The sequence below is a fragment of the Paenibacillus pinisoli genome (assembly GCF_003605435.1).
Taxonomy (GTDB): domain Bacteria; phylum Bacillota; class Bacilli; order Paenibacillales; family Paenibacillaceae; genus Pristimantibacillus; species Pristimantibacillus pinisoli.
This window is the reverse complement of sequence record NZ_QXQB01000002.1, coordinates 876,871-902,230: the sequence shown is the minus strand read 5'-3', so window position 1 is coordinate 902,230 and position 25,360 is coordinate 876,871. Positions and strand designations below refer to the sequence as shown.

The window sequence follows — 25,360 nt, the reverse complement described above, 5'->3', positions numbered from 1 at the left end:
CAGCTTCATCCTGACAGGGATGGGCTGCTTTTGCTTTTATATTAGTCCGGTTGATAGAGGTCGAACAGATTGCCGTCTAGATCTTGGAATCCAACACCCCAACCGCCTGGAACCCGATTGGGTTCTCCGTGAAAAACAACGCCTCGCGCTTTCATTTCGTTATAATCGCTATGAATATCATTCGAAAGGAACATGATTAGAATCTGGTCGGCGGCTTGTCTGCCGATCAACGATTGTCGTTCTGGCGTATCGGCCTGAACAAGCTCAATCATCGTCTGATTGTCCCTATTCGGTGCGACGGTTAGATAAGACCATCCCGGTCCAAGCTCGATGTCTGCGCAGATAACAAACCCAAGCTTTTCAATGTAAAAGGATTTGGCTTCCTCCTGATTCTTAACAAAGACTGTGATTTGAGCGGCATTGGTGATCATCAATCTTCCTCCTTTATCTCGTTTGCGTTAGGATTATTGTATCAGCAGCAATGCAGGCGGACTTCTTCTCGATTGCGCAATATGGATATGACTATTCTCGTCACCGTTAAATCTATATTGACCCCTCGCATCAATCGTGTTACTTTATCCTTGGAGATGATGGAAAGGGGAATTAACCGATGGCAGGAACTTTGTAATGGCGTGTATTGTGTCGGAACATTATCCTAGGGATAGTGTGCCTTCTTATGCCATTATAAAGGGACGCAAGGTTATTGAGTTATGAAACCCGTGCGGACACCTTTGTGTCCGTTTTTTTGTTGGGGAGTTTCCATCTCCTGTAACTCCATGGCCATGCCTCCTTACATTCAGGAGGAATAATAGATGAGTCGATTGCAAGGGAAAACAGCTATTATTACAGGCGTAAGCCGCAGACGGGGAATAGGAAGCGCCATTGCGCGAGCTTTGGCGAGCGAAGGGGCGGATATCTTTTTTACCCATTGGTGCCGCTATGACCAGGATCAGCCTTATGGCGCCGAGCAGGAATGGCCTGGCGTATTCGCGGAGGAGCTGCGTTCTTATGGGGTGCGGGCCGAATCGATGGAGCTGGATCTATCGGATCCATTATCGCCAGTGAAGCTGCTGGATGAGGCAGAGCGGCAGTTAGGTTTGCCGAGTCTGTTAGTGAATAATGCGACTTATTGTAAGGAAGTCGGCTACCAAGAACTAAGCGCAGACATTCTGGATAGGCATTGCGCGGTTAATATTACGGGCACTTGCATGCTCTCTGTAGAGTTTGCCAGGAGATTAGCTGCGGGCCATGGAGGGCGTATCGTTAACCTGGTCTCGGGACAAGACAAGGGACCAATGCCGGGCAACTTGGCTTATGTGGCGACGAAGGGAGCGATCTCGGCCTTTACGGTGTCGCTCGCGGCTGAGTTAGCACCGCTGCGCATAACGGTCAACGCGGTAGATCCCGGACCGACAGACTCCGGATGGATGGACGAGGCCTTGAAGCAATATTTGCTGCCGAAGTTCCCGATGGGTAGAATCGGACAGCCGGATGATGCGGCGAAGCTGATCAGCTTTCTCTGTCAGGATGATGCGCAGTGGATTACCGGGCAGATTATACACTCTGACGGCGGTTTTTGGGATTGAGGATACTTGCTTGCAGTGTGAACATTAGGACAGCGGCATAAAATAGGACATACATCGTCAGAAAGGCAGAATGCCTTAGGCGATGTATGTTTTTTTGCATGAAATCAACCAGAGTAATGGGTTCAAAGTTCCTGAGCATGCATCTGTACAATACATGTAATTGAACGCTATAGTAATAGTCAATGACAACGAGATTTTGTTCAGGAGGCATGCATGGAGTTATTAGTAGTGGGAGATGTGCACGGTTGTGTTCATACGTTCTCCAAGTTGCTGGACGAGCATTGGGATAGCGGCAAGCAGATCCTGGTGCAGCTTGGGGATTTATTGGATAGAGGGCAATTCTCGCCTGAGACTCTTCTGTACGCGATTGAATTGCAACAAAAGTATCCTGATCGAGCTTGCTTCCTGAAGGGGAATCATGAGTTTGAGGCTATTGTGCATGTAGAAGAAGGAAATGATAATTGGTTGAGACAGTGTGGAGAAGAGACGCTAAAACAATTTGAAAAAAAGTCCTTAGAGCTGGCTAGCTATATGTCCTGGATGAAATCGCTGCCGTTATTCTATGAAACGGACCATGTATTCATTAGTCACGCAGGCATTTCGCAGTCCGCAGACCATCCGTTTGAAGAATCACATCCAGAGAGTGTGTTGTGGACCAGGGGAAGATTAAAGCATATAGGCAAACTACAGATTATCGGGCATACGCCTTGCCAATCAGGAAGGGCTGAATTTGATTTTGAGAGCAATACATGGAATATTGATACATGGGCTTATCGGCCGAACGGGCTTTCAGCCGTAAAAATAAATGATGAGGGCCAAGTCACTGAAATTATATTTGTACCTACTCTAGCTATTGATGTATCGGGTTAATAGATGAGAGCCTCATGTCAAAAGAGTCTCTGAAATTAATTCCATGTAATTCAATGTGAATTTATGCTATTCAAACATCCCGAACCGTGTTATAGTAATTTTGTAATTTTAATTACACGTAACCGATGAGGAGTGCCATGCCTAAGAAAAAAAGTACCGCTGTGCTCTCTATCCGATTAGATGACGAGGCGCTTAAGGCTGTAGATCTGCTTGTCGAGTCAGGACTCGAGTCCAATCGCTCAAGAGCGGTCACCCACTTCGTCAATATGGGGGTACGCGCTTCCCATGATCTGCTGGTGCGGGCGCGGGAGCAAGCCGATAATCTTCAGCGGCTGCGCAATGAGATGTTCGAGGCAGTCAAGCTGCGGGACATCGGCAAGGTCGCGGAGCTGATCGACAAGGATGCAAGTCTTGTGAACGCCAGCAACAAGCAAGGGGAGACTCCCGTACTGCTTGCCGCGTTCATGAGGGCGAACGACATCAAGGAGCTGCTGCTTCAGAACGGCGCTGGCAGGCTGAATGTATTCGAAGCCGCCGCTGTCGGGTACAGCTCAAGGGTGAAGGAGCTGCTGGACAAATCTCCGGCGCTGCTGAACAGCTACAGTCACGACGGATTTCCGCTTCTGTCTCTGGCCACCCACTTCGGCAATGCCGAGACGGTAAAGCTGCTGCTCGGCCGAGGCGCAGATGTGAATGCGCGCAGCCGCGACGGCAGTCTGAACAACACGGCCATTCATGCTACCGTATTCGGCGGTTATGGACATCTTGTAGACCTGCTGATAGAAGCAGGGGCTGATCTTCATGCCAAGTGTGAAGGCGAGCTGAGACGAGGCTTCAATGTCCTGCATGTGGCGGCATACTTCGATAATGCGCCGCTCATTGAGAAATTTCTCAGCTACGGGGCTGACAAGACGGAGAGGAATGACAACGGCGAGACGCCATATGATCTGGCTATCTCACTTGGTCATACAGGCTCCGCGGAATTGCTGGCCATATAACGATTAATAACACTAATTACATACGACATTTCGACCGAACAGACGGAGAAACGCTTGATATAGAGAGCGGAATCCGTCTGTTTTTTGTCGTATGCGGAAGGGGAGAGAGCGACATGCAATACCGCAAATTAGGAAGAACAGGGCTTAAGGTATCCGAAGTCAGCTTGGGAACGATGGCGTTCGGGAGATGGATTGACGAGAAGGCGTCGGCGGAGGTGCTGGATACGGCGCTGGAAGCGGGAATTAATCTGATCGATACGGCAGATGTATACGGCAGCGGGATGGATACGCAAGACCGTTCCAAATTCGGCGAGGCTGAAGCGATACTAGGCAAGCTGCTGCGCGGGCGGCGCAATGACATCCTGCTGGCAACGAAGTTCAGCGCCCATGTAGGGCCAGGGGTCAATGATGGCGGACAGAGCCGCTATCATATCTACCGCGCATTGGAGAATAGCCTGCGCCGATTGCAGACGGACTATATTGACCTGTATCAGGTGCATGTATTCGATCCCGATACACCGATCGAAGAGACATTGCGAGCGCTCGACGACCTGGTGAAGCAGGGCAAAATCCGCTACCTGGGCTGCTCCAACTATGCGGCTTGGCAATTGGCTAAGTCACATGGTATAAGCGCGCTGCACGGCCTTCACCGGTTCGAGAGCGTGCAGCCGGAGTACAGCCTGATAACGAGAGATATCGAGCGTGAGCTTGTGCCGTTCGCAAAGTCCGAGGGGGTCGGCATTATCAGCTACAGTCCGCTGGGCAGAGGCATTCTGAGCGGGAAGTACCGGCAAGACGAAGCGCCGCCGATAGGCTCCAGGCTGGCGCTGGGCGAGAAGAGGCTGGAGCTGCTGCTGGAAGCCAATCCGGCATACGCGCTCGTGGATAAGATCAGGCCGCTCGCTGAAGCCAGAGGCTGGACGCTAGCGCAATTCGCGCTCTCCTGGGTGCTTAGCCAATCCTATGTTACATCTGCGATTCTCGGAGCCTCGAAGCCGGAGCAGATTCGCGACGCCTTACAGCATGTCGATGAGAAGCTGACTACGGAAGAGCTTGCCGCAATTGATGAAATTTCAAGGAGCATTGGCCATTTTTTACGTTAAAGCCGACTTTTCGCATAGATAAACTAAAAATTTAGGAGGATGAAAACCATGACTCAACCTAAGCGCCAGCTTCACCTCGGTCTATTCCTGTTCTCAACCGGCTACCATCCGGCTGGCTGGAGGCTGCCGGAAGCGACAACCGATGGAGCATTCGATCCCAAATTTCTGCATCGTGTCGCTCAGCGGCTGGAGGAAGCGAAGTTCGACTTCTTCTTCCTTGGCGATGCCCTCGCAACAAGCCCGGATATGCAGTATACGTTCCCGTCGCAAATGGTGCGGCTGGAGCCCTTCACGATGATTGCGAACATTGCGGCCGTCACCGAGAAGATCGGTCTGATCGTTACGGCGAACACGACTTATTCGGAGCCGTACACGATTGCGCGCCAGACCGCGTCGCTTGATTATCTAAGCGGAGGGCGGCTCGCTTGGAACGTCGTCACGGGCATGGACGTGCGGGCGGCGCAGAACTACAGCCGTGAGAAGCATTGGGACAACTCCAAACGCTACGATTACGCAGATGAATTTGTTGAGATCGTCCAGCAGCTGTGGGATTCCTGGGAGGATGATGCCTTCCTGCGGAATAAGGAGACCGGTGAGTTCGTTGACGGAAGCAAGGTGCACAGAATCAATCACGAAGGGGAGCACTTCTCCGTCGCTGGCCCATTGAACATAGCCCGGCCGCCGCAGGGACAAATCCCGCTGCTGAATGCGGGGACGTCGGAGCGCAGCCGTGACCTTGGGGCCAAGCTTTCCAGCGCTGTTTTCTCCGGACAGATTCTGCTTGATGTGTCCAAGCAATTCTACGCTGAGATTAAGTCGAAGGCTGCAAGCTACGGAAGAAATCCGGATGAGGTATTCATCCTCCCGGGTCTTGTACCTCTTGTAGGCCGTACCAAGGAGGAAGCGCATGCCAAGTACCGCGAGCTGAACAGCTTGCTCGTGACGAACTACGATCTCGCGCCGCTGTCAGCGAGAATTGGCATAGATTTGTCCGCTTATCCGCTTGACGGTCCGCTGCCGGATCTGTCGCTGTCGACGCTGCCGGGCGACGAAGCGAAGTGGCTGGTGGCACTTGCGGAGCGGGCGGAAGGTCACAAGGATATTACGATACGAGAGCTGTTCCATTACTTCGCGGCTACATCGAGAGGCCATCTTCTAATTGTCGGCGATCCGGAGGAAATAGCGGATCAGATGGAGGAATGGTTCGTGGAGCGGGCGGCCGACGGGTTCAATATTTGCCCGCCATATATGATGGGCGGAATCGATCTCTTCATCGACTTGGTAGTGCCGGTCTTGCAGCGCAGAGGGCTGTTCCGTACGGAATATGATGCGGACACCTTCCGCGGCCATTTCGGCTTGTCTCGTCCGGAGAGCCGTTACGCCAAGAGGGCTGCGTTACAAGGCGCGAGCGAGTAATGAGGTGAGCTTCGATAAGATGCGTCTGGAGGAGAGAGTCGTATGAGCAACAACGATAGCAACAAGCGCTACAGATGGCGCATTATCATCGGGCAGGTCGTGCTGCTGCTCGCCTGCCTGGGCATTATTGAATACATCGTGCGGGCGGAGATTGTCGGCAGCTTGTATTTGTCCAAGCCGACTCAGGTCATCGAGGAAATCTACAAGCTGTTCGCAGACGGCGAGATCTTCCATCATCTCATCGTGACGCTCAAGGAATTTGGGGCGGGTTATCTGCTTAGCGCATTCGCGGGCATTGCAACGGGGCTGTTCCTGGTACTCGTTCCGCATGCGGAATCGTTCTTCCGACCGTTCCTGTCGGCGCTGCTCGCAATTCCTAAGGTGACGATTATTCCGCTGCTGATGCTCTGGCTTGGTATCGGGTTATCACATAAGGTTGCGATCGTCTTTCTGTTCTGCTTTTTCACCATCGCATTCAATACGATTACGGGAATCAAGCAGACAGCGGAAGCGCATCTCAAGGTTGCGAAAGTATTCGAAGCCTCCAAGCTGCAGACGATTGTGAAGGTCATCCTGCCGTCCGCGGCGCCGACGATCTTCGTGTCCCTTCGGGTATCGGCTGCGACAGGCCTGGTCGGCGCGCTGTTCGGCGAAATGGTGGCGTCAAAGGACGGACTCGGCAATCTGTTAGTGCAAGCAACTTCCTTGTACGATACGGCGAAGGCTTTTGCCATTATTACGGTTGTGACGGTCGTCTCTGTGCTCATTATTGCTGCAATCGATCTGCTGGAGAAGCGGGTCGTGCTTAGATGGAAGTCCTCATAAACAAGCTTGAATTCAAAGGAGAGAGTCATCATGTGGAAGAGAAAATGGATAGGAACTGGAATTATCACCATGTCGCTTGCGCTTGTGCTCGCAGGCTGCGGCGGCAGCAATAACTCTCCTGGGGGAAGCCCTGCTTCGGGCAGTCCAACGCCGACGGATGCCGCTTCGGGAGGCGAGACAACGGAGCTACAGAAGATCAGATATTCGCCATTCAACGGGGTGAGCGGACTTGCCGTACGCTTCGGCATTGAGAAGGGCTTCTTCAAGGAAGAGGGGCTGGACGTAGAGCTGATCACGACGCAGAATCCGATTGAAGCTCTGACAAGCAAGGATGTAGATATTGCAGACAGCGCCACGACGAACGTCATCGTGGCAGCCGGCAAGGGAGCGCCGCTGAAGATCGTCTCGTCGATGTTCCGCACGAAAGGCCCGTTCTACCTGATCGCGAAGCCGGGCATCGAGAGCGTGGAAGACTTGAAGGGCAAGAATGTCGGAGCTGCGGCGCTCGGCAGCGGTCTTGATGCATACACTCAGACGATTCTGAACAAGCATGGCCTGAGCAAGGACGATGTCACTTATCTGGCTAACGGGGTGAACGAAGCGGCGTATGCCAGCCTTACTTCAGGCCAGGTCGATGCCACGATTATTCACGAGCCATTCGCATCGCTTGCAGAAATCGAGGGAACAGGCACCATTCTTGCGAAAGGCTGGGATTACCTGCCGACCTTCCATACTGGCGTCCTGGTGTCCCGCAATGATTTTATCGAGAAGCATCCGGAGCTTGTAGAGAAGCTGCTGCGCGCTTATTTCAAGTCGCAGGAATATGCGAAGAGCAATCTGGATGAGTACAAGGCGTATTTCCTCCAAAATGTGAAGGTAGACGCAGCAGTGGTAGACAAGGCGTTCGAGCGCGAGAATGTGCTGTGGGAGAACAATCCGGATGTGAATTTGGATGCGCTGCAGGATACGCAGCAGGTCCAGGTCGATCTCGGCTTCCAGGATCAAATTTATGACATTAAGGATTTGTTGGACTTAAGCTTGATTCCGAAAAAATAAGCGGGGTGATCGTATGGAGGCTTTCTCTATCCGCGGCGTATCGAAGGTATACGGGGGAGCGGCTCCGACGGAGACGCTCTCCGACATTCATCTGACGATTGAGGACGGGGAGTTCCTCAGCATTCTTGGTCCAAGCGGCTGCGGCAAAAGCACGTTGCTCGAAATTTTGGCTGGACTCCAGCTGCCTACCTCCGGCGAAGTCTGGTTTGGCGGAGAAAAGCTGAAGGGACCGGGGATTGAGCGGGGCGTGGTGTTTCAAGATCCATCGTTATACCCATGGAGAACGATATACAAGAATGTAGAGCTGGGGCTCGAATTTCGGGGCGTCGCGAAGAATGAGCGCCGGGAGGCGGCGCAGCGTTATCTCGATCTGGTCGGGCTGCGCGGATTCGAGCATAAGTATCCTCACCATCTGTCCGGCGGCATGAAGCAGAGAGCGGGGATCGCCCGGGCGCTCGCGAACAGTCCCGAGGTGCTGCTTATGGATGAGCCGTTCGGCGCAGTCGACCATCTGACGAGGCTGCAATTGCAAGATGATTTGCTGAAGATTTGGGCGGCGGAGAAAAAGACGGTGGTATTCGTTACGCATGATGTGTCGGAAGCGGTATTCCTGGGAGATCGGGTCGTCTTGCTTTCCCCAAGGCCGGGACGGATTAATCAAATCTTCCAGGTGTCGAAGCCGCGTCCGCGCAAGCGCGACGATGTGGAGCTGCTCAAGATACAGAATGACATATACGCGGCTATTCATGATGTGAAGTCGCAGGACAGTCTGGAATTTACGATCTGATTTTAGAATGGAAGAGGAGCGTGAAGGGTAATGTCGTCTAACGTGGTGAATGTAGAGCAGTTGAAGGCTAGGCTGGACAGCGGGGAGCGGATCGTGCTTCTGGATGTGCGATTCCATCCCAAGGAATCTTCCTATGGACGCGAGGCTTATTCGAAGGGGCATTTGCCAGGCGCGCGCTTTATCGACTTCAAGGCTGACTTGACCCGCCCTGAACAGGAGCATGGGGGACGCAGTCCGCTGCCTTCGCCGGAGGAGCTGGCTTCCTTGTTCGGGTCGCTCGGCATCGACCGCGATACGGCTGTCGTTGCTTATGAAGATGGCAACGGTCCAGCGGCTGCGAGATTATGGTGGGTGCTCCGTTACTTGGGTGCGGAGCGCGTGCAGGTGCTGGATGGCGGTTATTCCGCTTGGTCGGCTGCTGGCGGAGAGGCAGCGACGGAGGTGACGGTGGACGCAAAGCCGCGCCAATTCGTGCCGGCGGTTCAAGCCGGCTGGCTCGTCGGTGTAGACGAGGTGCGTGCAGTATCTGCCGGAAGCGGCCAGAGCAGTGCGAAGTTGGTGGATTCGCGTGACGCCGCGCAATACGCAGGCCTGGAGGCGCCGTTCGATCCGGTCGCGGGACATATTCCGGGTGCGCTCCATTACTTCTGGAAGGACGCGCTGCTTGATGACGGCTCCTGGAAGTCGCCGGAGCAGCTCCGCGAGCGCTTCGCGAGTTTGCCGAAGGATGAGGAAATCATCGTCTACTGCGGCTCAGGCATCTCGGCAACACCTAACGTTCTGGCGCTCCGCGAAGCGGGGTACGAGAATGTGAAGCTGTATGCGGGGAGCTGGAGCGATTGGATCTCGTATTGCGAGAATCCTGTGGCCGTGGGGGACAAGGAGAAAGCTTAAGTGGCATTGTATGGGGCTTGGAGTACCTATGCTTGATGTATTTTTGGCTTCTGCTTAGAGGCATCGAAGACATGGAGCCAACGCTCATATCCTAGAAATATATGCTGGAAGGTCCAAATCAGCAGCCATTCGTTTGAAGCATGATATATGGTACAGTTCTTTGTACGAACATAAAGAAGGCCGACAGTTCCCGCTCTTGTAGCGGCTGTCGGTCTTTGTGTGTTGCTGCATGGAATTAATAAATTCAAGCCAACAACTCAAAAATCAACATTTTGCGTTCTTGCCATCTTATTCCCACTTCGTATAAATGCCTCCCCATCTGTGCTACATTGGGTGCACATGATCATCTGGAGGAGGAATGAGCGTTATGAGTATGACAACGCATGTTGAAATCGATCCTAAAATCCTTTATTTTGGCTCATCCGTTGTGCTGATCAGTACGATAAATGAAGATGGAACTCCAAACTTGGCGCCTATGTCATCGGCTTGGTGGTTGAATCGATCTTGCATGCTCGGGCTAAGTCACAAATCGCAGACTGCTCAGAATATGATTAGAGAGGGAGAATGCGTGCTGAATTTACCGTCCATTGACTTAATCCCAGCGATCGAACGTCTCACCCTACTAACTGGACGAAATCCTGTCCCGGAATCCAAGGCAGCGAGGGGTTATCGATTCGAAGCGGATAAATTCGGAGTGTCAAAATTGACTCCTCTACCATCCAGGGAGGTCATGGCGCCTCGGGTGCAGCAATGTCCCATTCACTTGGAGGCGAAGCTCGTCAAAGTACACCCTTTCGAAGAGCCAAGCTCATTAGTTGCATTGGAGGTCCGCATTGGGAAAATTCACGTTGCGCAACACTTGACGATGAAAGATCATCCGAATTATGTTGATCCGTCCAAATGGAACCCAATGATCATGAATTTCTGCGAATATTTTGGCCTAAGCGAACAACTATCCAATTCCCGGCTAGCCCCGGTGTTCGGGCCGGCTGCAACGTAATATATGTTTTGAATACATCGCCATGTGGCCTAAGCGCCCCGGCGATGTTTTTTTATGCTTCGAAGTCAACAAAAAGTCAATAAACGAGTTCCCCTGGCATGCGTATTCAAAAGGTAAGAGGCTTAGGCTGTAAACTCAAGATGTAATCGTTATTCAAATGAAAATCAAAGGTCTATCCATTATAATCCATCTAAATATAAGTAAGGGGGATACAAAGCATGAGCTTTCTACGACAGGTGTTTAAGAATACTCGCTTGACCTTCCTGGTATTACTGGCTTTCTGTTTTCTGCTAACCTCTTGTGATGGAGTCAATACACCAGTAGAGACGCAGAATTCGACGATGGCGCCGAATACGTCCGAGGTGACCGATCCGAATGAAGCTGCGATCAACTACGAAGAAACCTGGAAAGTTGCAAGGGAGAAGGCTGAGCTTCTCACGAAAGTATACGACACGAACAGTGTGCAGTACGCCATTATCGATCAAGGCAATATCGTCGTGTCCGGCCAAACTGGGAAGAATGATGAGCAAGGACAGAGGCCGCTCACGAAAGATACGATGTATGGGACAGGCTCGGTCAGCAAAATATTCACCACGGTTGCCGTCATGCAGTTGGTCGACCTGGGGAAAATCGATCTCGATATGCCGGTCGTCCAGTATATTCCCGAGTTTACGATGAAGGATGAGCGTTATAAGCAGATTACGCCGCGTATGCTGTTAAATCACTCTTCCGGTCTGAACGGAACATCGGCCACAAATGTCTACCTATTCGAGGATAACGATACTTACGCCCACGACATGCTTCTGACGCAACTGGCCGGACAGACCTTGAAGGCGGACCCGGGCGCATTCTCGGTATACTGCAATGACGGATTTACGCTGGCTGAGATTCTGGTCGAGTATGTCAGCGGTATGGACTTTACCTCTTATATCCATCGATATATTACGGAGCCTCTTGGTATGACCCATACGGTGACGCCGCTCGATTCTCCGAACACGGCCGGGATGGCGGGACTCTATTATCCTGCCTATACGGGACAACTTCCCAACGAAACAACCAACGTAATAGGATCTGGAGGCATCTATTCTACTGCAGAGGACTTGGTTCGATTCTCGCAACTATTTACAGGGGGAGCAGAACAAATATTGTCCGGCCAATCAGCTGAAGCCATGACTCAGAACGAATACAAGACGTCTTTGTGGCCTGATGAGGCGGATAACTCAATGGCATACGGTCTTGGCTGGGATAGTGTTAATCTGTATCCCTTCAGCGAATATGGGATGAAGGCGCTGGCCAAAGGCGGGGCTACGATTCTCTATCAAGCGTCACTCGTTGTGCTTCCCGAGCAGGGTATAGCGGCAGCTGTCGTCTCTTCTGGCGGATCCGGCGTATACAACCAGCTTTTGGCGAACGAGATCCTGCTTCAGGTGCTGAAGGAGAAAGGGACAATTACCGAGTTCAAGGCTGAGAAATCGTATGGCGTACCGGTAAAGGCCGATATGCCGAAGTCCATGCTCCAGTATGCGGGGATCTATGGCTCTTCTGATGCAACGATGAACATTAATATTACGGAAAGCGGCCTTATGTCTGTCACTCCAGAGCAGCCGTCCAAGACTCAGGCCCAGTCCTATAGATATACGTCGGATGGCACGTTCCGAAGTGGGGACGGAAGTGTGATGGCCAGCTTCGTAACGGAGGAGAACGGCCGCATCTATTTCCAGATTAATTCATATTCTTCGCTGCCGGGCCTTGGGCAGACAGCCTATTCTATGTATTCTGCCGAGAAGCTACAGCCTGAGGCTCTACCGTCAGAGGTAACAGAGGCATGGAGTAGACGCGATGGCAAAAGATATTATCTGTTGAATGAGAAGTATTCGTCGGTCGTTTATATGGTGCAGATGTCCTATCAATTGAATGTATCCAAGCAATTGCCGGGGTATGTTTTGGATAAACGTATAACAGGCCCCAATACGGCAGTCTCCGAATTGCAAATACCGGGATCGAATGGGCGGGATCTCTCAGGTTTAACGTTTTTTACGGAGGAAGGCATTGAGTACCTGGAACAACGTGGAATGATCTTAGTGAGCGAGGATAACGTGAAGGCACTGAATACCGCTAAGGAGTCAAACGTTATCATTCCATCGAGCGGATACGCTAAGTGGTATACGATAAGCGAGGAAGACGTGGGCAAAAACGTTAGGGTGAGCATGCCCTCGAACGCCTCCTTCGCCGTCTATGACGCGAATGGCAAATGCATCTACTTCAGTATCATTGAAGACAAGGATCAGGTTGCGTTGCCTGCGGGAGGATCCATTGTTTTCGCAGGAGATGCCGGTGCGCAGTTCGAGATTTTCACCCAGTAACTTTTCTAATACTGAAACAGCAATTGAATTAGACGCGTCGACTCACATCAAGAGGTAGCACCGAGTTATTGGAGTAAGAGCCGGGATGCCGCGTTGGACGCGAGTTTGGGGGCTGTGATAGGCTGCTGAGAGGCAGACTGTTGCGGTCCTCTTTGGCGTGTTCGTCGACAACTGGCAAGCAAGAATTTTAAACAGAGTATAATATAGAATCGTTTTGGTCCGCTGACCAAACAAGTGATGCTTAAAGTCGAGATTTTGCAGTATGTTATAAATCTAGGAGTGAGAAACAGTGAGTAAAAATAGTGTGATCGTTACTTGTTTGGTCCTTTCGCTTGTAGTAAATGCATTTTTTTTGAAGATGTATTTTGACCATAAATCAAATCAAGCTGCACTTAAAAAAGGAATTCTCATGAATGAATATATTGAACGGGGAAAAGAATTAGGGAATTTCAGAGCGTTGGTCAATGATTTGGCTGCGAAAAAGGGCGAGCATCCTATTAGTGAAGAACAATCCAGTCTCTATTGGTTATTGGCCGTCCCTGGAGAATCGAACATTATGAATTTTACATACGGGTTACAAGCAGACTATGAGCTTTTCGATGATTATTTAGAAGCCATTCAACAATTTGATGGAGAGTACAAGACAATGAATTTAAATCTAAATTACCGTTAATGAACGGGAACAATTAGCAGTTCTTGGTCAACGTTTAGATAAGACTTATGATTTTTTTATTGATAAAGCATTACGGGATTGGCAAACTAGCAGGACAGGTAAAAAACTAGACAATAGCTTTCAGCCATCAAAAGAAATGCTTGATAATGGGCTGCAAGAATTGAAGCTGATTCGTGAAGAACTCGAAGCTCTCGAGTTAGTCTGAATTAGTTAAAAATTATCGCTAGGGAACTTACATATTATGCTATAATTAGAAGCACATAGAACGGCTTGCAAGGGTAGTCGGCTACCTCTCATGAAGGGAGGGATGCCCATGGAGGTTAAAGACGCTTTGACGTTGATGATCGGTTTTGGCGCGCTTATTATAGCGCTGACGCTGGTGGTCGCCATCGTCGCAGCAATTAACCAAAAGAAATAGACCGCCCCTCTGCTAGGATGACGGTCTATTTCTGATCATATTCCCGAAGCCGACCGCCTTTGAAGCGGTCTACTGTGCCGAGGAGTCGTGTTGACGCACGGCTCCTTCTTTAGTTTTATTATAACTGTGCAGGTTTATGCATGCAACCATATAGAATTGTTCGGATTGAATTAGGACGCGTTGGACGCGAGTTTGGGGGCTGTGATAGGCTGCTGGAAGGCAGGCTGTCACTGCCCTCTTTGGCGTTTTCGTTCACAGGCTTGCCCCCTGAAATCGACAAAATTTGACGAATCTATATAGAAGCTATGTAGAGGGAGTGAATCGCGACAGTGAATAAATACAAACGCTTCATTCAAAATCAATATGAAAAAGCGAAGTCTACCGCTTCCGGATTCTTATCTTCAAAAGATGAAGACGAAGAAGAAGGTTCTGTAGAAATCAATTCACAATATTATGTTGAGCTGAAAGCAATCGCCGATAAGCAAGGGACGAACGTGCAAGCGATTGTCAATGAAATCATTGTCCAGTACATGATAAGTGTAAAAGCCCAAAACGAATCAAGCCCCATCTCCGTGGCACAAAAGGAAGATAATCCGCTGCTGTATTTGGATGGTATTTGCAAGCTAAAGGATTAAGGAGTGATGACAATGGAAAACCATTCGATCGTTCAGGATACCATTTTTCTGGATGAAACAGCCCTGGCTGCTTTCATGAACCCTGAAAACCCCCGCTACATGAAAGCCCGCTCTATGTTTCTGGATTTGAATGATCTTGAACGCAATTTCGTGACGACAAACGCCATTATATTTGATCTTCATGAATGGCTCTGCAATGAATACAGCTATCAGCAGGCGGAATATTTTCTGAATGCAATAGATAAAGCAGTGAGCAACGGCAAGCTTGAGGTCATCTCCAGCGGCCCCGAATTCGTGCGAGAATCGCGCAGATTGCTTATAGACAGGCCCGAGCTCCGCTTCTCTCTCAGCGAAGCGCTCACTGCTGTCACCATGTCCTATTATCAGATAAAACGCATCTTTACTTTCAACCGCAATTATATGATGCTAGTCAATTTGGATAAGGAAATTCGAATTCTTCCATCCCATTAAAGTCGGCCGAGGAAGAAGAGCGAGAGCCGGAGATAACGCGTGGATGTAGCTCAGGGGCTGTAACAGGTTAGTATGTGACCTGTTGCGGCCCTTTTTGGTCTTTTTGTTCCATATCTTGCAGACGAGAAGGGGAGGTCTCTTGCGTGACGAGAGTTTGCCCCACTAGGAAGGATTGAGAACTTAAAAATAAAGTTTCCTATTTTTATATCTTTTTGTATAATATATTTGAATTACTAGTTATTTCATCATGGTGAGAGCTGCCTTCTTTACGATCCCCTTGTAGACAGGAGGTGAAATAATGAAAAAGGTAGTATTATTGGTCCTCATTGCGATGCTAGCCTTCTCTGCTTCGGCCTCTGCCGCATTTACTGCGGAATCGCAAGAAACCAGGTATGGGCAAATCAATCACTCCAAATATTACTATGAAGTGTCTATTTCGGGACAACCGAATACTCAGGCGACCGTCACTTTGATGAACAAGGGACCTCTGGGACAACGAGAGCCTGTCTACGGCTCAACGGTCACCGTTACGCTTGACGCCAGCGGCAGCGCTTATATTTATAGTCCCGATCTTTATTGCTGCACCCCGATTGCTTCAAATCCATACTCTAGTCCTGTAGTCGTACAAGCTCAATTCGAGGGCAGCTATGGCAGCGTTAACTTTTTTTATTTGCACGCTAGATATTAGATATTAGTATTGTTGGCGAACTATAAGCGGGTTTGGGGGCTGCGACAGGCTGCTGAGAGGCAGGCAGTCGCAGCCCTCTTTGGTGTTCGCGCTTCTCAGTTATTCTACTATTTTATCTCCTGTTTTAATTGTCACAGCCCTTTATAGCTTTCGCGTGTTGCTGTTCATTTAATATTTTGCCCACCCGAATACCGGCCTCAAGAGCTTGCGAAGATAATAAGCCATTATCGTCGCCGGGGTCCATGAGCTGCGTTTGTTTTGGAGATATTGGTCGTTGATGATATAAGTCCGAGTGGAAGAAGGGCTCTTCAGGCCGAGCTTTTCCCACTCCGCCGGGTCATTCGAGCCTTCGAGCTTTGCTAGCATATTCGCCGATTGACTGTCGATGTTAACCCGAATTTGCTCGTATGCTTGGGTGATTTGCATATGAAATTCGTCAATCGGATTGCGGCTGGCCAGGCTCTCCAAGTGGATGCCTTCGCGAAGGTAAGAAGCGTATGCCAGATGGTCGGCCCAGAATTCATCGATATAAAAGAGCCGTACCCGCTGCTCCGAAGGGCTCATCGGCTTCTCGCCCTTCAAAATTCTGAGCCGCTCCTCGTACAGAATTCGCCTTTGATCCTCCACCATATCCGAATAACCGTTCAGCTCCTGGCGGATATGGAAGTTTTGGGCCATAGCTACGCGCTGAATATGCGAGATTTTGCTGTGAAGCGCTGGTTCTTGGAGCGGCCCATCTTGCCTAAGGCCGCGAAACCATTTATCGATGCCGAACTGAAGCAGCAACTCGTCCTCCAAGCTTACGAAAAATACGGAAGCTCCCGGGTCGCCTTGACGGCCGGAGCGCCCGCGCAGTTGATTGTCGATCCGCACGCTTTCGTTCACATGCGTGCCAATCACGTACAGCCCGCCCAGCTTGGCGACAGCTTCTGCTTGCGCGGGGTTGCCGCCGCCGAGCCGAATATCGACGCCGCGTCCGGCCATATTCGTGGATACCATCACGGCGCCGATTTCTCCCGCCTTAGCGATGATCTCGGCTTCTTTTGCGTCGTTTTTGGCATTCAGAACATGGCAGGGCACGTCGGCTGCCGCCAGCGCCTCTGCCAGCCTGTCAGACTCCTCGACGCTTGATGTACCAATGAGAATCGGTCGTCCCGTCGCATGGACGGACGAGATTTCCTGCACAAGCGCCTTGAGCTTGGCCTCTTTATGGGTATAAACCCTACGCGGATGGTCGATTCGTATGTTTGGCCGGTAAGGCGGAATTTGCACGACCTGCAGGCCATAAATGGCTTCAAATTCCATTGCGGAAGCGTGCGCGGTAGCCGTCATGCCGCAAGCCTTCGGATAGAGGCTAAGGAAGTGTTGAAGGGTGATCGTCCCAAGGATTTTCCCGCCGGAGGTCGACTGCAGCCCTTCTTTGGCCGTAAGCGCGGCTTGCAGCCCGTCCGGCAAATGCCTGTTCTCCGCCACGCGTCCGGTATATTCGTCGATCAGCTCAATCTGCCCCTCCCGGACGATATAATCGACGTCTCTTTTCAATAACACTTCTACATGCAGCGCACAATTTAATGACGATAACAATTGGCTATTATGATTTTCGTACAAATTGCCGCATCCAAGCAGCGATTCCGCTTTTGCGGAGCCCGCCTCATTCATGTATACGTTCCGTTTGGACTCGTCGAAGTCGTAATGTGCAATCGGCTCCAGCTGCCGAGCCACTTCTGCGAGATGAATGCCGTCGTGGCTGGAAGAGTCCGATTCGCTGGCGATGACAAGAGGGACCCGGGCTTCATCGAGAAGCAGGGAGTCCGCTTCATCGACGATGACGTAGTGGAAAGGGCGGTGCACGGTATCGGCTTCGTCTAATGCAATCGTGTCGCGCAAATAATCGAATCCCGCCTCTTTGGCCGTTACATAGGTGATATCCGCGGCGTATGCTTTCCGTTTCTCGGAGGGGCTCATGCCCGCTTGAACCGAGCTTACCGTTAACCCGAGGAATCGGTAGATGGGCCCCATCCACTCCGCATCCCGATTGGCCAAATAATCGTTGAAGGTCAGCACATGAACGCCTTCGCCGGTTAACGCATTCAGATAAGCGGGCATAACCGCAGACAGCGTTTTCCCTTCTCCGGTATGCTGCTCGATCAAGAATCTCTCGTGCAGAGCGACGGCAGCCATGATCTGGACATCATAGGGCTGTAATCCGAGCGTTCTCTTCGCCGCCTCGCAGACTAGCGCATAGGCATCGACAAGCAGCTCGTCCAATGGCGTACCTGATTGAGCTTCCCGTTGCAGCCGGAGAGATTCCGCTTGAAGCTGGCCATCGTCCCAGATCTCCAAATTCCGTTTTCGGATGAGCTCCGTTTTGTCCTGATAGACTTTCAGCTTATTCTGGTTATCGCGGTCTTTGAATTGCTGCATCAGCTTGATGGCTATATTCATCAGAATGTGATCCCTCCCAGGCTTCCTACTCGTCCTTTAACCGTCGTTGATACAAGACAACAGATATAATCGAGAATACAACCGTCCATGCCGAAATAATGAGGAGGGGCTTTAATATGTCTCCCGTCATAAAGCCTGGGGGCAGCTCCAGCAACTGCACAAGCTGAATGCTTGGCGTATAATCCAGCACTTTGAGAATCGGATAATCCCCGAATAGCAACGGGGCAACGGGAGGCGCAGTAAATACCATCGCCGCGGGAATGACCGATAAGGATGCTTCAAGCAATGTTTTGGAGAATAAGCCGCATATCGTCCCGACTGCAATGTATAGAATGATCGAAAGAACGACTGCCGCCACAACCGCCCATAGACTAGCTGGCTCATAGCCCATTACATACGATGCAATAGCCAGAGCAAGGGCAGATAACACAAAGACTAGAGCGCTTTTCCCGATTAAAACATCCAAGGTCGTGGCCGGAGTCATCATTAAGGTTCGTAGCGTGTTGCGCTCCTTTTCCTCCGCAATCAAGCATGCCTGTACTAAGCACGTCAGCAGCACAAGCGAAATATTAAAAAGAAAACCGATAGCTCCAGGCAAAGAGGGGCCGGCACTGCGAAAAAGAAACGCGAAGAGAATAGGAACAATCAAACTAATAGATATCGCATAATTGCGCGAAAATTCTTTATAATCCTTTACAAATATCGCCCTGGCACGCCTCAATGAGATACTCATAGCAGCTCACTTCCTGTCATTTGAATAAAGATATCGCCTAGACTTGGCTCTTTCGTTGCCAATCGGTCAATTAACCCTCGCTTCATCCAATCGGCGATTTGATCAGCCGTTCCCTCAGTGACCGGAAGCTCGTATGCTTCTCCATTGGTTAGGTCAACACGAACGACATTTTCCCGGTGCTGTTTTTTTAGCTCCTTCGGCGAGCCGATGGCTTGAATTTGTCCCTGATACAAAATCGCTACACGGTCACATAGCGATTCTGCCTCTGCCATATCATGCGTAGTTAAAAAAATCGTTGTCCCTTTCTCATTCAAGTAGCGTAAGCCTTTATAAATATGGGCTGAGTTTACTGGGTCTAAAGCGGAAGTAGGCTCGTCTAAAAATAACAATTCCGGCTCATGGATAATCGCGCATGCCAGCATGACTCGCTGACGCATCCCTTTCGATAGGCGATTGACTTTCTTTTTGCGCTCTCCGCTTAAGTTAACAAACTGCAGCACCTTGTCGATCGAGGATTTAGGAAGGCTATATAGTTGGCGAAACAGCTCCAGATTTTCCTCTATCGTTAATCTCTCATATAGACCGCTGTTATCCGTCAAAATGCCAAAACGCATCTTCTGAGCAGACTGCTGCATCGTAGTCGCCGGCTGGCCCAATACACTTGCCTGCCCATCTGTCGGATTTAATTGCGCAGTTAAAATTTTGATTAATGTCGTTTTCCCAGAACCGCTGGGACCTAGAAAACCAAAAATTTCGCCTTTCGGAATTGAAAAAGACACATCTTCCAATGCGTCCTTATTACCAAATCTTTTGCGAACATGTTCGACCTGGATAACAGCCATTAACACCACATCCTTAAGTTGATCGCTTAAGTATATAGAGATTGCATGTCTCCAGCCATCAAAACCCGCCGAAATGTAGCTGTTTTCGCCTGAATTGTACCACCTGGTGCTTAATTGGTTCGACAATTTCCCCGGAAATTAAATGTGAAGGAGCGCCTTTAATTCCTGCAATTTTGAGCGGGATAACGGAACCACGATCTCTTTGCCAGTGTTTAATCGCAAGCTGTAGCTATTTTTTGTCCATGTTATAATCTCTCTAACTTTTTGCAGATTCACGATGTAAGATCGGTGACACCTGAAAAAACCGGAATTCAATAATCTTTGCTCGAGCTCGGTTAACGTCAAGGCGCAATCATAATTTTCTCCACCGACATGAACAAGGATAGAGCCATTGAGGCTTTCGATAAAATCGATTTCAGGAGGACTAAATAAAATGATTTTGTCTTTTCTTTTGGTAGATATCTTCTTCAAGGTGATATTGGCCTCATCTTGTTTCTGTACCTCCTGCTTATCCTCATCGGAGTCCCGAATGTCCAATGGATGAAGCCCAAGCTCATTCAAGCGATAAATGGCATCACAGGAAATCATAGCATCCTCTAAATTCGAAGTTAGGATTAAAATCTGCTTTTCTTTCGATAGGTCGTCTAGAATCCGTTTGAATTGACGGCGGTCTTGCTCCTCCAAGTAAAAATAAGGTTCCTCCAGTACAAGAGCAGGCTGATGAGCAAAGAAGACTCGCAGCAAGGTCACATACATTCTTTTTGAGGAGGTGAGATCCTTGATTTTGTTCTTCCGAACTTCTCTCAAATCAAAATAATCCATTAACGAAGCGACACGCTCATTTCTCTCCGTTACTCGGATTAGAAAAGCGATGAGCTCTTCCACTGTTAAACGCATGTATTCGTTTTGCCCCGCCCGTAATACATAATATTGGTTATGATCCGCTAATTGGTTCAATAGCAGCTGCTTGCGCCTCAAGTCTGTAATCATACCAATCGATTGGTTGAATGACATATGTAATTCGAACTTCGGCAGAAATAATTCCCCATTCTCATATATTGGTTGAAATTGCATGTCGTCCTCCTGATAAGCGCCGCTATAGGATATATAGAAACCATTATAATATTGGGATAATTTCTTGTCAGTTTCTATTGTTGCCTATCATTGGAGTTTGGTTAAACGGGAAGCTGATAGGGGATGTGCTATAATATGGGAGATGTGAAGCGCCAAAGGAGGAACGTGAATATGAGCTGGACGCATGGAGAGACAGACTTGATCGAAGAGCTGCGTCCCGAACTTATCGGCTATTGCTATCGAATGATGGGGTCTATCTTCGAGGCGGAGGATGCGGTGCAGGATGCCACAATCCGCATATGGCAGAGCTGGGACCAGATTCGGCAGGATGCATCGCGCAAAGCGTGGATCTATCGGATTGTCACCAACGTTTGCTTAGATCGGCTAAGGAGCGCGAAGCGCCGTGCGCTACCGATGGATCTCTCGGAGCCTGCCGCGATTATAGCGGAGCCCAAGGATAACTTGTCCAAGGCTTCTTGGATATGGCCGGCTCCCGACTCCGCCGGCAATCCGGCTGATATCGCGGTTAGCAAGGAGACCATTCGATTATCGTTTATTGCTGTCTTGCAAAAACTGCCGCCACGTCAACGCGCCGTATTGATCCTGCACGATGTCTTCCGTTGGCCGGCCAATCAGACCGCAGCTGCCATGGGGATGACCACGGCAGCCGTTAACAGCGCTTTGCAACGGGCACGGGCGACGCTAGCTCATGCGAATCTCCGGTCTGATGCTCTGCAAGAGCTGGACGGCGAAGCTGATCAGGCTCTTCTTGCGCGCTATGTTGAAGCTTTCGAGCAGTACGATATCGATGCATTATTGTCGCTATTCCACGAGAACAGCAGCTTGTCGATGCCGCCTTTTGCCATGTGGGTTAGCGGCAGACCGAATATGTCGTCGTTCTATCGCATCACGAGCAGCCATTGTTCAGGCTCCCGGCTGCTGCCGGTCCGCGCGAATGGCAATTGTCCTGCTTATGCGCAGTATATGCCAAGCGGACGTGACGGATTATTGGTTCCGTGGTCTATTCATGTTCTTGAGATACAAAACGGAAGGATCGCGCATCTCCATCATTTCATAGATTCCGATTTATTTGGCCGGTTCGGTATGCCGGACTGTTTGGACGCCAATAGGGATTTCTTAACCCACCGATGATTTTTCTGAGGCTGAATCGTCTATATAGATGAAAGTGAATATAGATGATTATTCAAACCCAAGGAGGAACAATCGATGGCCGTTAAGCTTACGCCTTACATTACTTTGAATGGAAACGCCAAGGAAGCCATTCGCTTCTATGAACAAGCAGTCGGGGCAGAAGTTCTATCACTCATGACCTATGGAGATATGCCAGAAATGCCGGATACGTTTACTGACGACCTCAAGGACTTAGTGGCTCATGCCAAGCTGCGAGTTGGCGAGTCCGAGCTTATGTTTTCGGATGCTCCCGGCGGTTCGGCGATCGAAGCGGGCAAACGGGTTACGATCTGCATCACGACGAACGATGTGGAGCAATCCAAACGCATATATGAAGCCGTACGGCAAGGCGGACAAGTCAATATGCCGTTCTCTGAAGAATCGTTCAGTCCCGGATTTGCCGATGTAACGGACAAGTTCGGCGTGACCTTTCAAATTTATACGGAAATTCAAAGCTAAATCAACAAAAGCGTGGAAAAGGAAAGGGCCATTCCGTAAAGGGATGGCCCTAATATTTTTGCTGTTACAGTCCGTGCGAATAGTCGTAATGCTGCTTAGCTTCTTTCTGTGAAAATCTGAAAGGTAACGCCAAACCGGTCCGTTACCATGCCATAGGCGGGACTGAAATAGAGTGGCTGCAAGGGCAAGAGCACCTTTCCTTCAGTACGAAGCGTATCGTATATGCGCTCCGCTTCGGATACTTCCTTGACAGTGAGGCAGATGTTGACCTGATCTCCACGCTCGAGCGGCTGGCTGGGTTCTGAATCGCTGACGAACAGTTCAGATTCACCGGCAACCATGACGGAATGGGCTATTCTTGCCTTCATTTCTTCGGTCATTGGCGAGGTGCCGCCTTCGTCCGGAATTTCTCCGAATGTTTGTTTGAACACGATTTGCGCGCCGAGAGCCTGCTCGTAATATCGGATTGCTTCATTAGCTTGGCCATCGAGCATGATAAAAGGGGTGAACTTTACCTTCATCTCGCTTCAACTCCTTAACGTTTTGATTTTGTTCTGGACTCATCTTCGATTGTATCGGATAATGGTGACAAATTACGTCATAGTTATTTGGCTTTCTTACAAGCGAGGTGGATTAGCAAGTGTCTAAGGGCAAACGGTTGATGGAATTGATTGTCGCGGTCAATCGCAAGCGCCGTTTTACGGTTAAGGAGCTTGCCAATGAGTTCAATGTTTCTACGAGGACGATTCTTCGGGATTTACAGGAGCTGAGCGAGCTGGGCGTCCCCCTGTATTCGGAAGTAGGCCCTCATGGCGGCTACCGGCTTTTGCAAGAACGGCTTTTGCCCCCAATCGCCTTTACGGAGCGAGAGGCAGCTGCCGTATTTTTTGCTGTCCAGGCGCTGCGCCATTATTCGTCACTGCCGTTCGAGACAGAGACATCAGCTGCGCTTAACAAGTTCTATAACTATATGCCGGAAGATGTGCGTGACCGGATCGATCAGATGCGAGACAGGGTTGACTTTATTACGCCAGCTCGACAGGCGCAGTCACCGCATTTGTCCATCCTGCTGGATGCTGCTATCCGGCAAGTTGTCTTGCTTGTGGATTATGCATCAAAACATAAACGGGGAAAGCGGGAAATTCAGCCGATTGGCATTTTCACTCAAGAGGGATTGTGGTATTGCTTGGCATATTGCTTTCTTAGCCAATCTTTTCGCGTGTTTCGATGCGATCGGATTGATTCTGCCCTTCCCTCAGAAACCCCGCCGCAAGATTTGCAGCATATTCATCTGGGAAGCAAGGAGGAGCTATTCCGCCCTGAAGGCGATAGCGTATACCTGTATGCGGAGCTGTCCCGTGAAGGTGTGGAAGCATGCGAGGCAGAACCATGGTCGGTTTCCCTGCTCCATGTCCGCAACGACAGCACGGGGCGGCTAGAAGGATATGTGGCGAGCAAAGATATTCCGTTTTTTGCTTCATATTTTATCGGGCTCGGCAAGAAAGGTACGGTGCGGGAACCGAAGGAGTTGCGGACAGCGATTAGGCAGCTGCTGTCTGAAATGATGGTTCACTACGGAGACGAAGACGAAGAGGACGCAGGGACTTAACCAAATATGTGTTGATCGATACCAGATATGAATTCCTCCCAAAAGGACCGAACAGGTCACATACTCCTAGCCTGTCACAGCCCCAAAGGGGAAGCATAATCCATTAAAGGGATTATGCTGGCGGCGTAAAGCTGATGATCGGCACGTTAGAAGCCGTTCCAGTACATTCAACTCCTTGAACTATTTAATTCTGTTTGTTTATTGGGCCTCTCCAATGTTTTGTTCCGGCCTAGTCTATTCGTGCCGATAACCCCAGCTATAATCATAACGGAGCCGATCAGGTGATAGATGGTCACTTCTTCCCCCAGAAATACCGCTCCGGCTGTCATGGAGACGATGGTAGAGAGGTTGGCGAATACGCTCATTTTCGACGCTTCCATTCTGGCCAGGATATAATTGGCCATTAATGCAGTAAACAATGAGGATATAATGGCCAAGAAGAGGATGGATACGATAAAAACGCCGCTGGCAAAAGGAGCGAATAAGTGATGCAGTGTTCCTTTGGACGCATGGCTGGTAACCGAAGTGACCATAAAAAAGACGAACCCGATGCCCATCATCAAATAAGTAATTTCCGCTGGTTTGAAGTGCTTGGATAATGAGCGGGCTAGAACGGTATATCCGGCAAAAGCGACACAGGTCAGTAATAGCAATGAGATCCCTGTCAGGTTCCATAGATCGATGCGGCTGCCTTTCATGATGAAGATAAATACGACGCCGAACACCGACAGGAATATCGACAGCTTCTGCAAGACGGTTATGGCCTCTTTCAAAAATAGGGAGGCGAAAATCATGGTAACGACCGGGGTGAACGCGTACAGAATGCCTCCTTCTGCCGAGCTGGCATGCTGCAGCCCAAACGCTTGAAGCAGGAAGAACGCAAGCGGGTACATGGTTGCCAGAAGCAGCACTTTGAAGATGGGCTTGCCGCGGTAAGAAAGCTTAACCCAGCCGAAAGCTACCGGGACGGATATGACCAGAAACGATATGGCAAAGCGAAAGGCCAGCGTGTCGAGCGGACTGGCATAATCGAGTACGAGCTTAGCAAACAGAAATGACAATCCGATAATGACCGCATTAAGCACGGCAATGAAATAGGGAAGTCTTGCTTCCTTTTGACTCATGTTGCATCATCCTCTCTAACTAACGGCGGCGTGTTCGCGAACGTCTGAAACCGTTAAGTTGAAGATATGATAAATTGATAATTGGAACAACATTATATTG

The 25,360-nt window shown here is 50.0% G+C and carries 26 protein-coding genes; 19 read left to right on the top strand and 7 right to left on the bottom strand.

The genetic code is table 11. The features are described 5' to 3' along the window. Positions 1-41: 41 nt before the first annotated feature. On the bottom strand, positions 42-431 hold the full coding sequence (locus tag D3P09_RS11400; RefSeq protein WP_120109866.1) for a VOC family protein: 390 nt from the start codon (positions 429-431) through the stop codon (positions 42-44). Positions 432-812: 381 nt separating this feature from the next. Here D3P09_RS11400 and D3P09_RS11395 point away from each other — a divergent pair, with 381 nt between their 5' ends. The 16 genes from D3P09_RS11395 (at position 813) to D3P09_RS11325 (ending at position 15,783) form a co-directional block, all read left to right on the top strand. Continuing rightward, complete coding sequence (locus D3P09_RS11395; protein ID WP_120109865.1) at positions 813-1,586, top strand: SDR family oxidoreductase; 774 nt, start codon at positions 813-815, stop codon at positions 1,584-1,586. A 213-nt stretch (positions 1,587-1,799) separates the two neighbouring features. Further along, positions 1,800-2,456 (top strand): metallophosphoesterase family protein, encoded by a 657-nt coding sequence (locus D3P09_RS11390; RefSeq protein ID WP_120109863.1) that lies wholly within the window; start codon positions 1,800-1,802, stop codon positions 2,454-2,456. 137 nt (positions 2,457-2,593) lie between these two features. Continuing rightward, positions 2,594-3,454, top strand: a complete 861-nt coding sequence (locus D3P09_RS11385; RefSeq protein WP_165867401.1) for an ankyrin repeat domain-containing protein — start codon at positions 2,594-2,596, stop codon at positions 3,452-3,454. Positions 3,455-3,567: 113 nt separating this feature from the next. Continuing rightward, positions 3,568-4,557 (top strand): aldo/keto reductase, encoded by a 990-nt coding sequence (locus tag D3P09_RS11380; RefSeq protein WP_120109860.1) that lies wholly within the window; start codon positions 3,568-3,570, stop codon positions 4,555-4,557. Between the two features lie 48 nt (positions 4,558-4,605). Beyond that, complete coding sequence (locus tag D3P09_RS11375) at positions 4,606-5,973, top strand: LLM class flavin-dependent oxidoreductase (RefSeq protein WP_120109859.1); 1,368 nt, start codon at positions 4,606-4,608, stop codon at positions 5,971-5,973. Between the two features lie 42 nt (positions 5,974-6,015). After that, positions 6,016-6,798, top strand: coding sequence for an ABC transporter permease (locus D3P09_RS11370; RefSeq protein WP_120109857.1), 783 nt, complete (start codon positions 6,016-6,018; stop codon positions 6,796-6,798). A 30-nt stretch (positions 6,799-6,828) separates the two neighbouring features. After that, positions 6,829-7,854, top strand: coding sequence for an ABC transporter substrate-binding protein (locus D3P09_RS11365; RefSeq protein WP_120109856.1), 1,026 nt, complete (start codon positions 6,829-6,831; stop codon positions 7,852-7,854). 13 nt (positions 7,855-7,867) lie between these two features. Continuing rightward, positions 7,868-8,641 carry an ABC transporter ATP-binding protein gene (locus D3P09_RS11360; RefSeq protein WP_120109854.1) on the top strand — a complete coding sequence of 258 codons (774 nt, stop codon included), beginning with the start codon at positions 7,868-7,870 and terminating at the stop codon, positions 8,639-8,641. 30 nt (positions 8,642-8,671) lie between these two features. Beyond that, positions 8,672-9,535 carry a sulfurtransferase gene (locus tag D3P09_RS11355; RefSeq protein WP_120109853.1) on the top strand — a complete coding sequence of 288 codons (864 nt, stop codon included), beginning with the start codon at positions 8,672-8,674 and terminating at the stop codon, positions 9,533-9,535. A 367-nt stretch (positions 9,536-9,902) separates the two neighbouring features. Beyond that, complete coding sequence (locus D3P09_RS11350) at positions 9,903-10,535, top strand: flavin reductase family protein (RefSeq protein WP_243644093.1); 633 nt, start codon at positions 9,903-9,905, stop codon at positions 10,533-10,535. Between the two features lie 341 nt (positions 10,536-10,876). Continuing rightward, positions 10,877-12,898 carry a serine hydrolase domain-containing protein gene (locus D3P09_RS11345; RefSeq protein ID WP_120109851.1) on the top strand — a complete coding sequence of 674 codons (2,022 nt, stop codon included), beginning with the start codon at positions 10,877-10,879 and terminating at the stop codon, positions 12,896-12,898. Positions 12,899-13,187: 289 nt separating this feature from the next. Further along, positions 13,188-13,571: a hypothetical protein gene (locus tag D3P09_RS11340; protein WP_120109849.1), complete on the top strand. Its 384-nt coding sequence runs from the start codon at positions 13,188-13,190 to the stop codon at positions 13,569-13,571. A gap of 313 nt (positions 13,572-13,884) precedes the next feature. After that, on the top strand, positions 13,885-13,989 hold the full coding sequence (locus tag D3P09_RS28085) for a putative holin-like toxin (protein WP_243644090.1): 105 nt from the start codon (positions 13,885-13,887) through the stop codon (positions 13,987-13,989). 329 nt (positions 13,990-14,318) lie between these two features. Next, positions 14,319-14,624: a hypothetical protein gene (locus D3P09_RS11335; RefSeq protein WP_120109847.1), complete on the top strand. Its 306-nt coding sequence runs from the start codon at positions 14,319-14,321 to the stop codon at positions 14,622-14,624. Positions 14,625-14,636: 12 nt separating this feature from the next. After that, positions 14,637-15,095 carry a type II toxin-antitoxin system VapC family toxin gene (locus tag D3P09_RS11330; protein WP_243644088.1) on the top strand — a complete coding sequence of 153 codons (459 nt, stop codon included), beginning with the start codon at positions 14,637-14,639 and terminating at the stop codon, positions 15,093-15,095. Positions 15,096-15,393: 298 nt separating this feature from the next. Continuing rightward, positions 15,394-15,783, top strand: coding sequence for a hypothetical protein (locus tag D3P09_RS11325; protein WP_120109843.1), 390 nt, complete (start codon positions 15,394-15,396; stop codon positions 15,781-15,783). 168 nt (positions 15,784-15,951) lie between these two features. On the opposite strand, the gene secA2 is transcribed toward D3P09_RS11325, so the two are convergent. The 4 genes from secA2 to D3P09_RS11305 form a co-directional block, all read right to left on the bottom strand. Next, a complete protein-coding gene (gene secA2, locus D3P09_RS11320) occupies positions 15,952-18,228 on the bottom strand; it encodes an accessory Sec system translocase SecA2 (protein WP_120109842.1) in 2,277 nt (758 codons plus the stop codon). Between the two features lie 25 nt (positions 18,229-18,253). Continuing rightward, on the bottom strand, positions 18,254-18,961 hold the full coding sequence (locus tag D3P09_RS11315; protein ID WP_120109840.1) for an ABC transporter permease subunit: 708 nt from the start codon (positions 18,959-18,961) through the stop codon (positions 18,254-18,256). Continuing rightward, entirely contained in the window at positions 18,958-19,803 is an 846-nt protein-coding gene (locus D3P09_RS11310; protein WP_120109838.1) for an ABC transporter ATP-binding protein, read from the bottom strand. The genes D3P09_RS11315 and D3P09_RS11310 overlap by 4 nt, the downstream gene beginning before the upstream one ends. Positions 19,804-19,941: 138 nt before the next feature. Beyond that, positions 19,942-20,877: a LytTR family transcriptional regulator DNA-binding domain-containing protein gene (locus tag D3P09_RS11305; protein WP_120109837.1), complete on the bottom strand. Its 936-nt coding sequence runs from the start codon at positions 20,875-20,877 to the stop codon at positions 19,942-19,944. Between the two features lie 171 nt (positions 20,878-21,048). On the opposite strand from D3P09_RS11305, the gene D3P09_RS11300 reads away from it, so the two are divergent. Beyond that, the gene (locus D3P09_RS11300) at positions 21,049-22,029 is read left to right on the top strand and encodes a sigma-70 family RNA polymerase sigma factor (protein ID WP_120109835.1); all 981 of its coding nucleotides are present in this window, start codon (positions 21,049-21,051) and stop codon (positions 22,027-22,029) included. 75 nt (positions 22,030-22,104) lie between these two features. Further along, positions 22,105-22,527, top strand: a complete 423-nt coding sequence (locus D3P09_RS11295; protein ID WP_120109833.1) for a VOC family protein — start codon at positions 22,105-22,107, stop codon at positions 22,525-22,527. Positions 22,528-22,622: 95 nt separating this feature from the next. Here D3P09_RS11295 and D3P09_RS11290 read toward each other — a convergent pair whose 3' ends face one another. After that, positions 22,623-23,048, bottom strand: coding sequence for a VOC family protein (locus D3P09_RS11290; protein ID WP_120109831.1), 426 nt, complete (start codon positions 23,046-23,048; stop codon positions 22,623-22,625). Between the two features lie 119 nt (positions 23,049-23,167). On the opposite strand from D3P09_RS11290, the gene D3P09_RS11285 reads away from it, so the two are divergent. Then, positions 23,168-24,136 (top strand): helix-turn-helix transcriptional regulator, encoded by a 969-nt coding sequence (locus D3P09_RS11285; RefSeq protein ID WP_120109829.1) that lies wholly within the window; start codon positions 23,168-23,170, stop codon positions 24,134-24,136. Positions 24,137-24,303: 167 nt separating this feature from the next. On the opposite strand, the gene D3P09_RS11280 is transcribed toward D3P09_RS11285, so the two are convergent. Further along, positions 24,304-25,260 carry a DMT family transporter gene (locus tag D3P09_RS11280; RefSeq protein ID WP_120109828.1) on the bottom strand — a complete coding sequence of 319 codons (957 nt, stop codon included), beginning with the start codon at positions 25,258-25,260 and terminating at the stop codon, positions 24,304-24,306. Between the last annotated feature and the right edge of the window lie 100 nt (positions 25,261-25,360).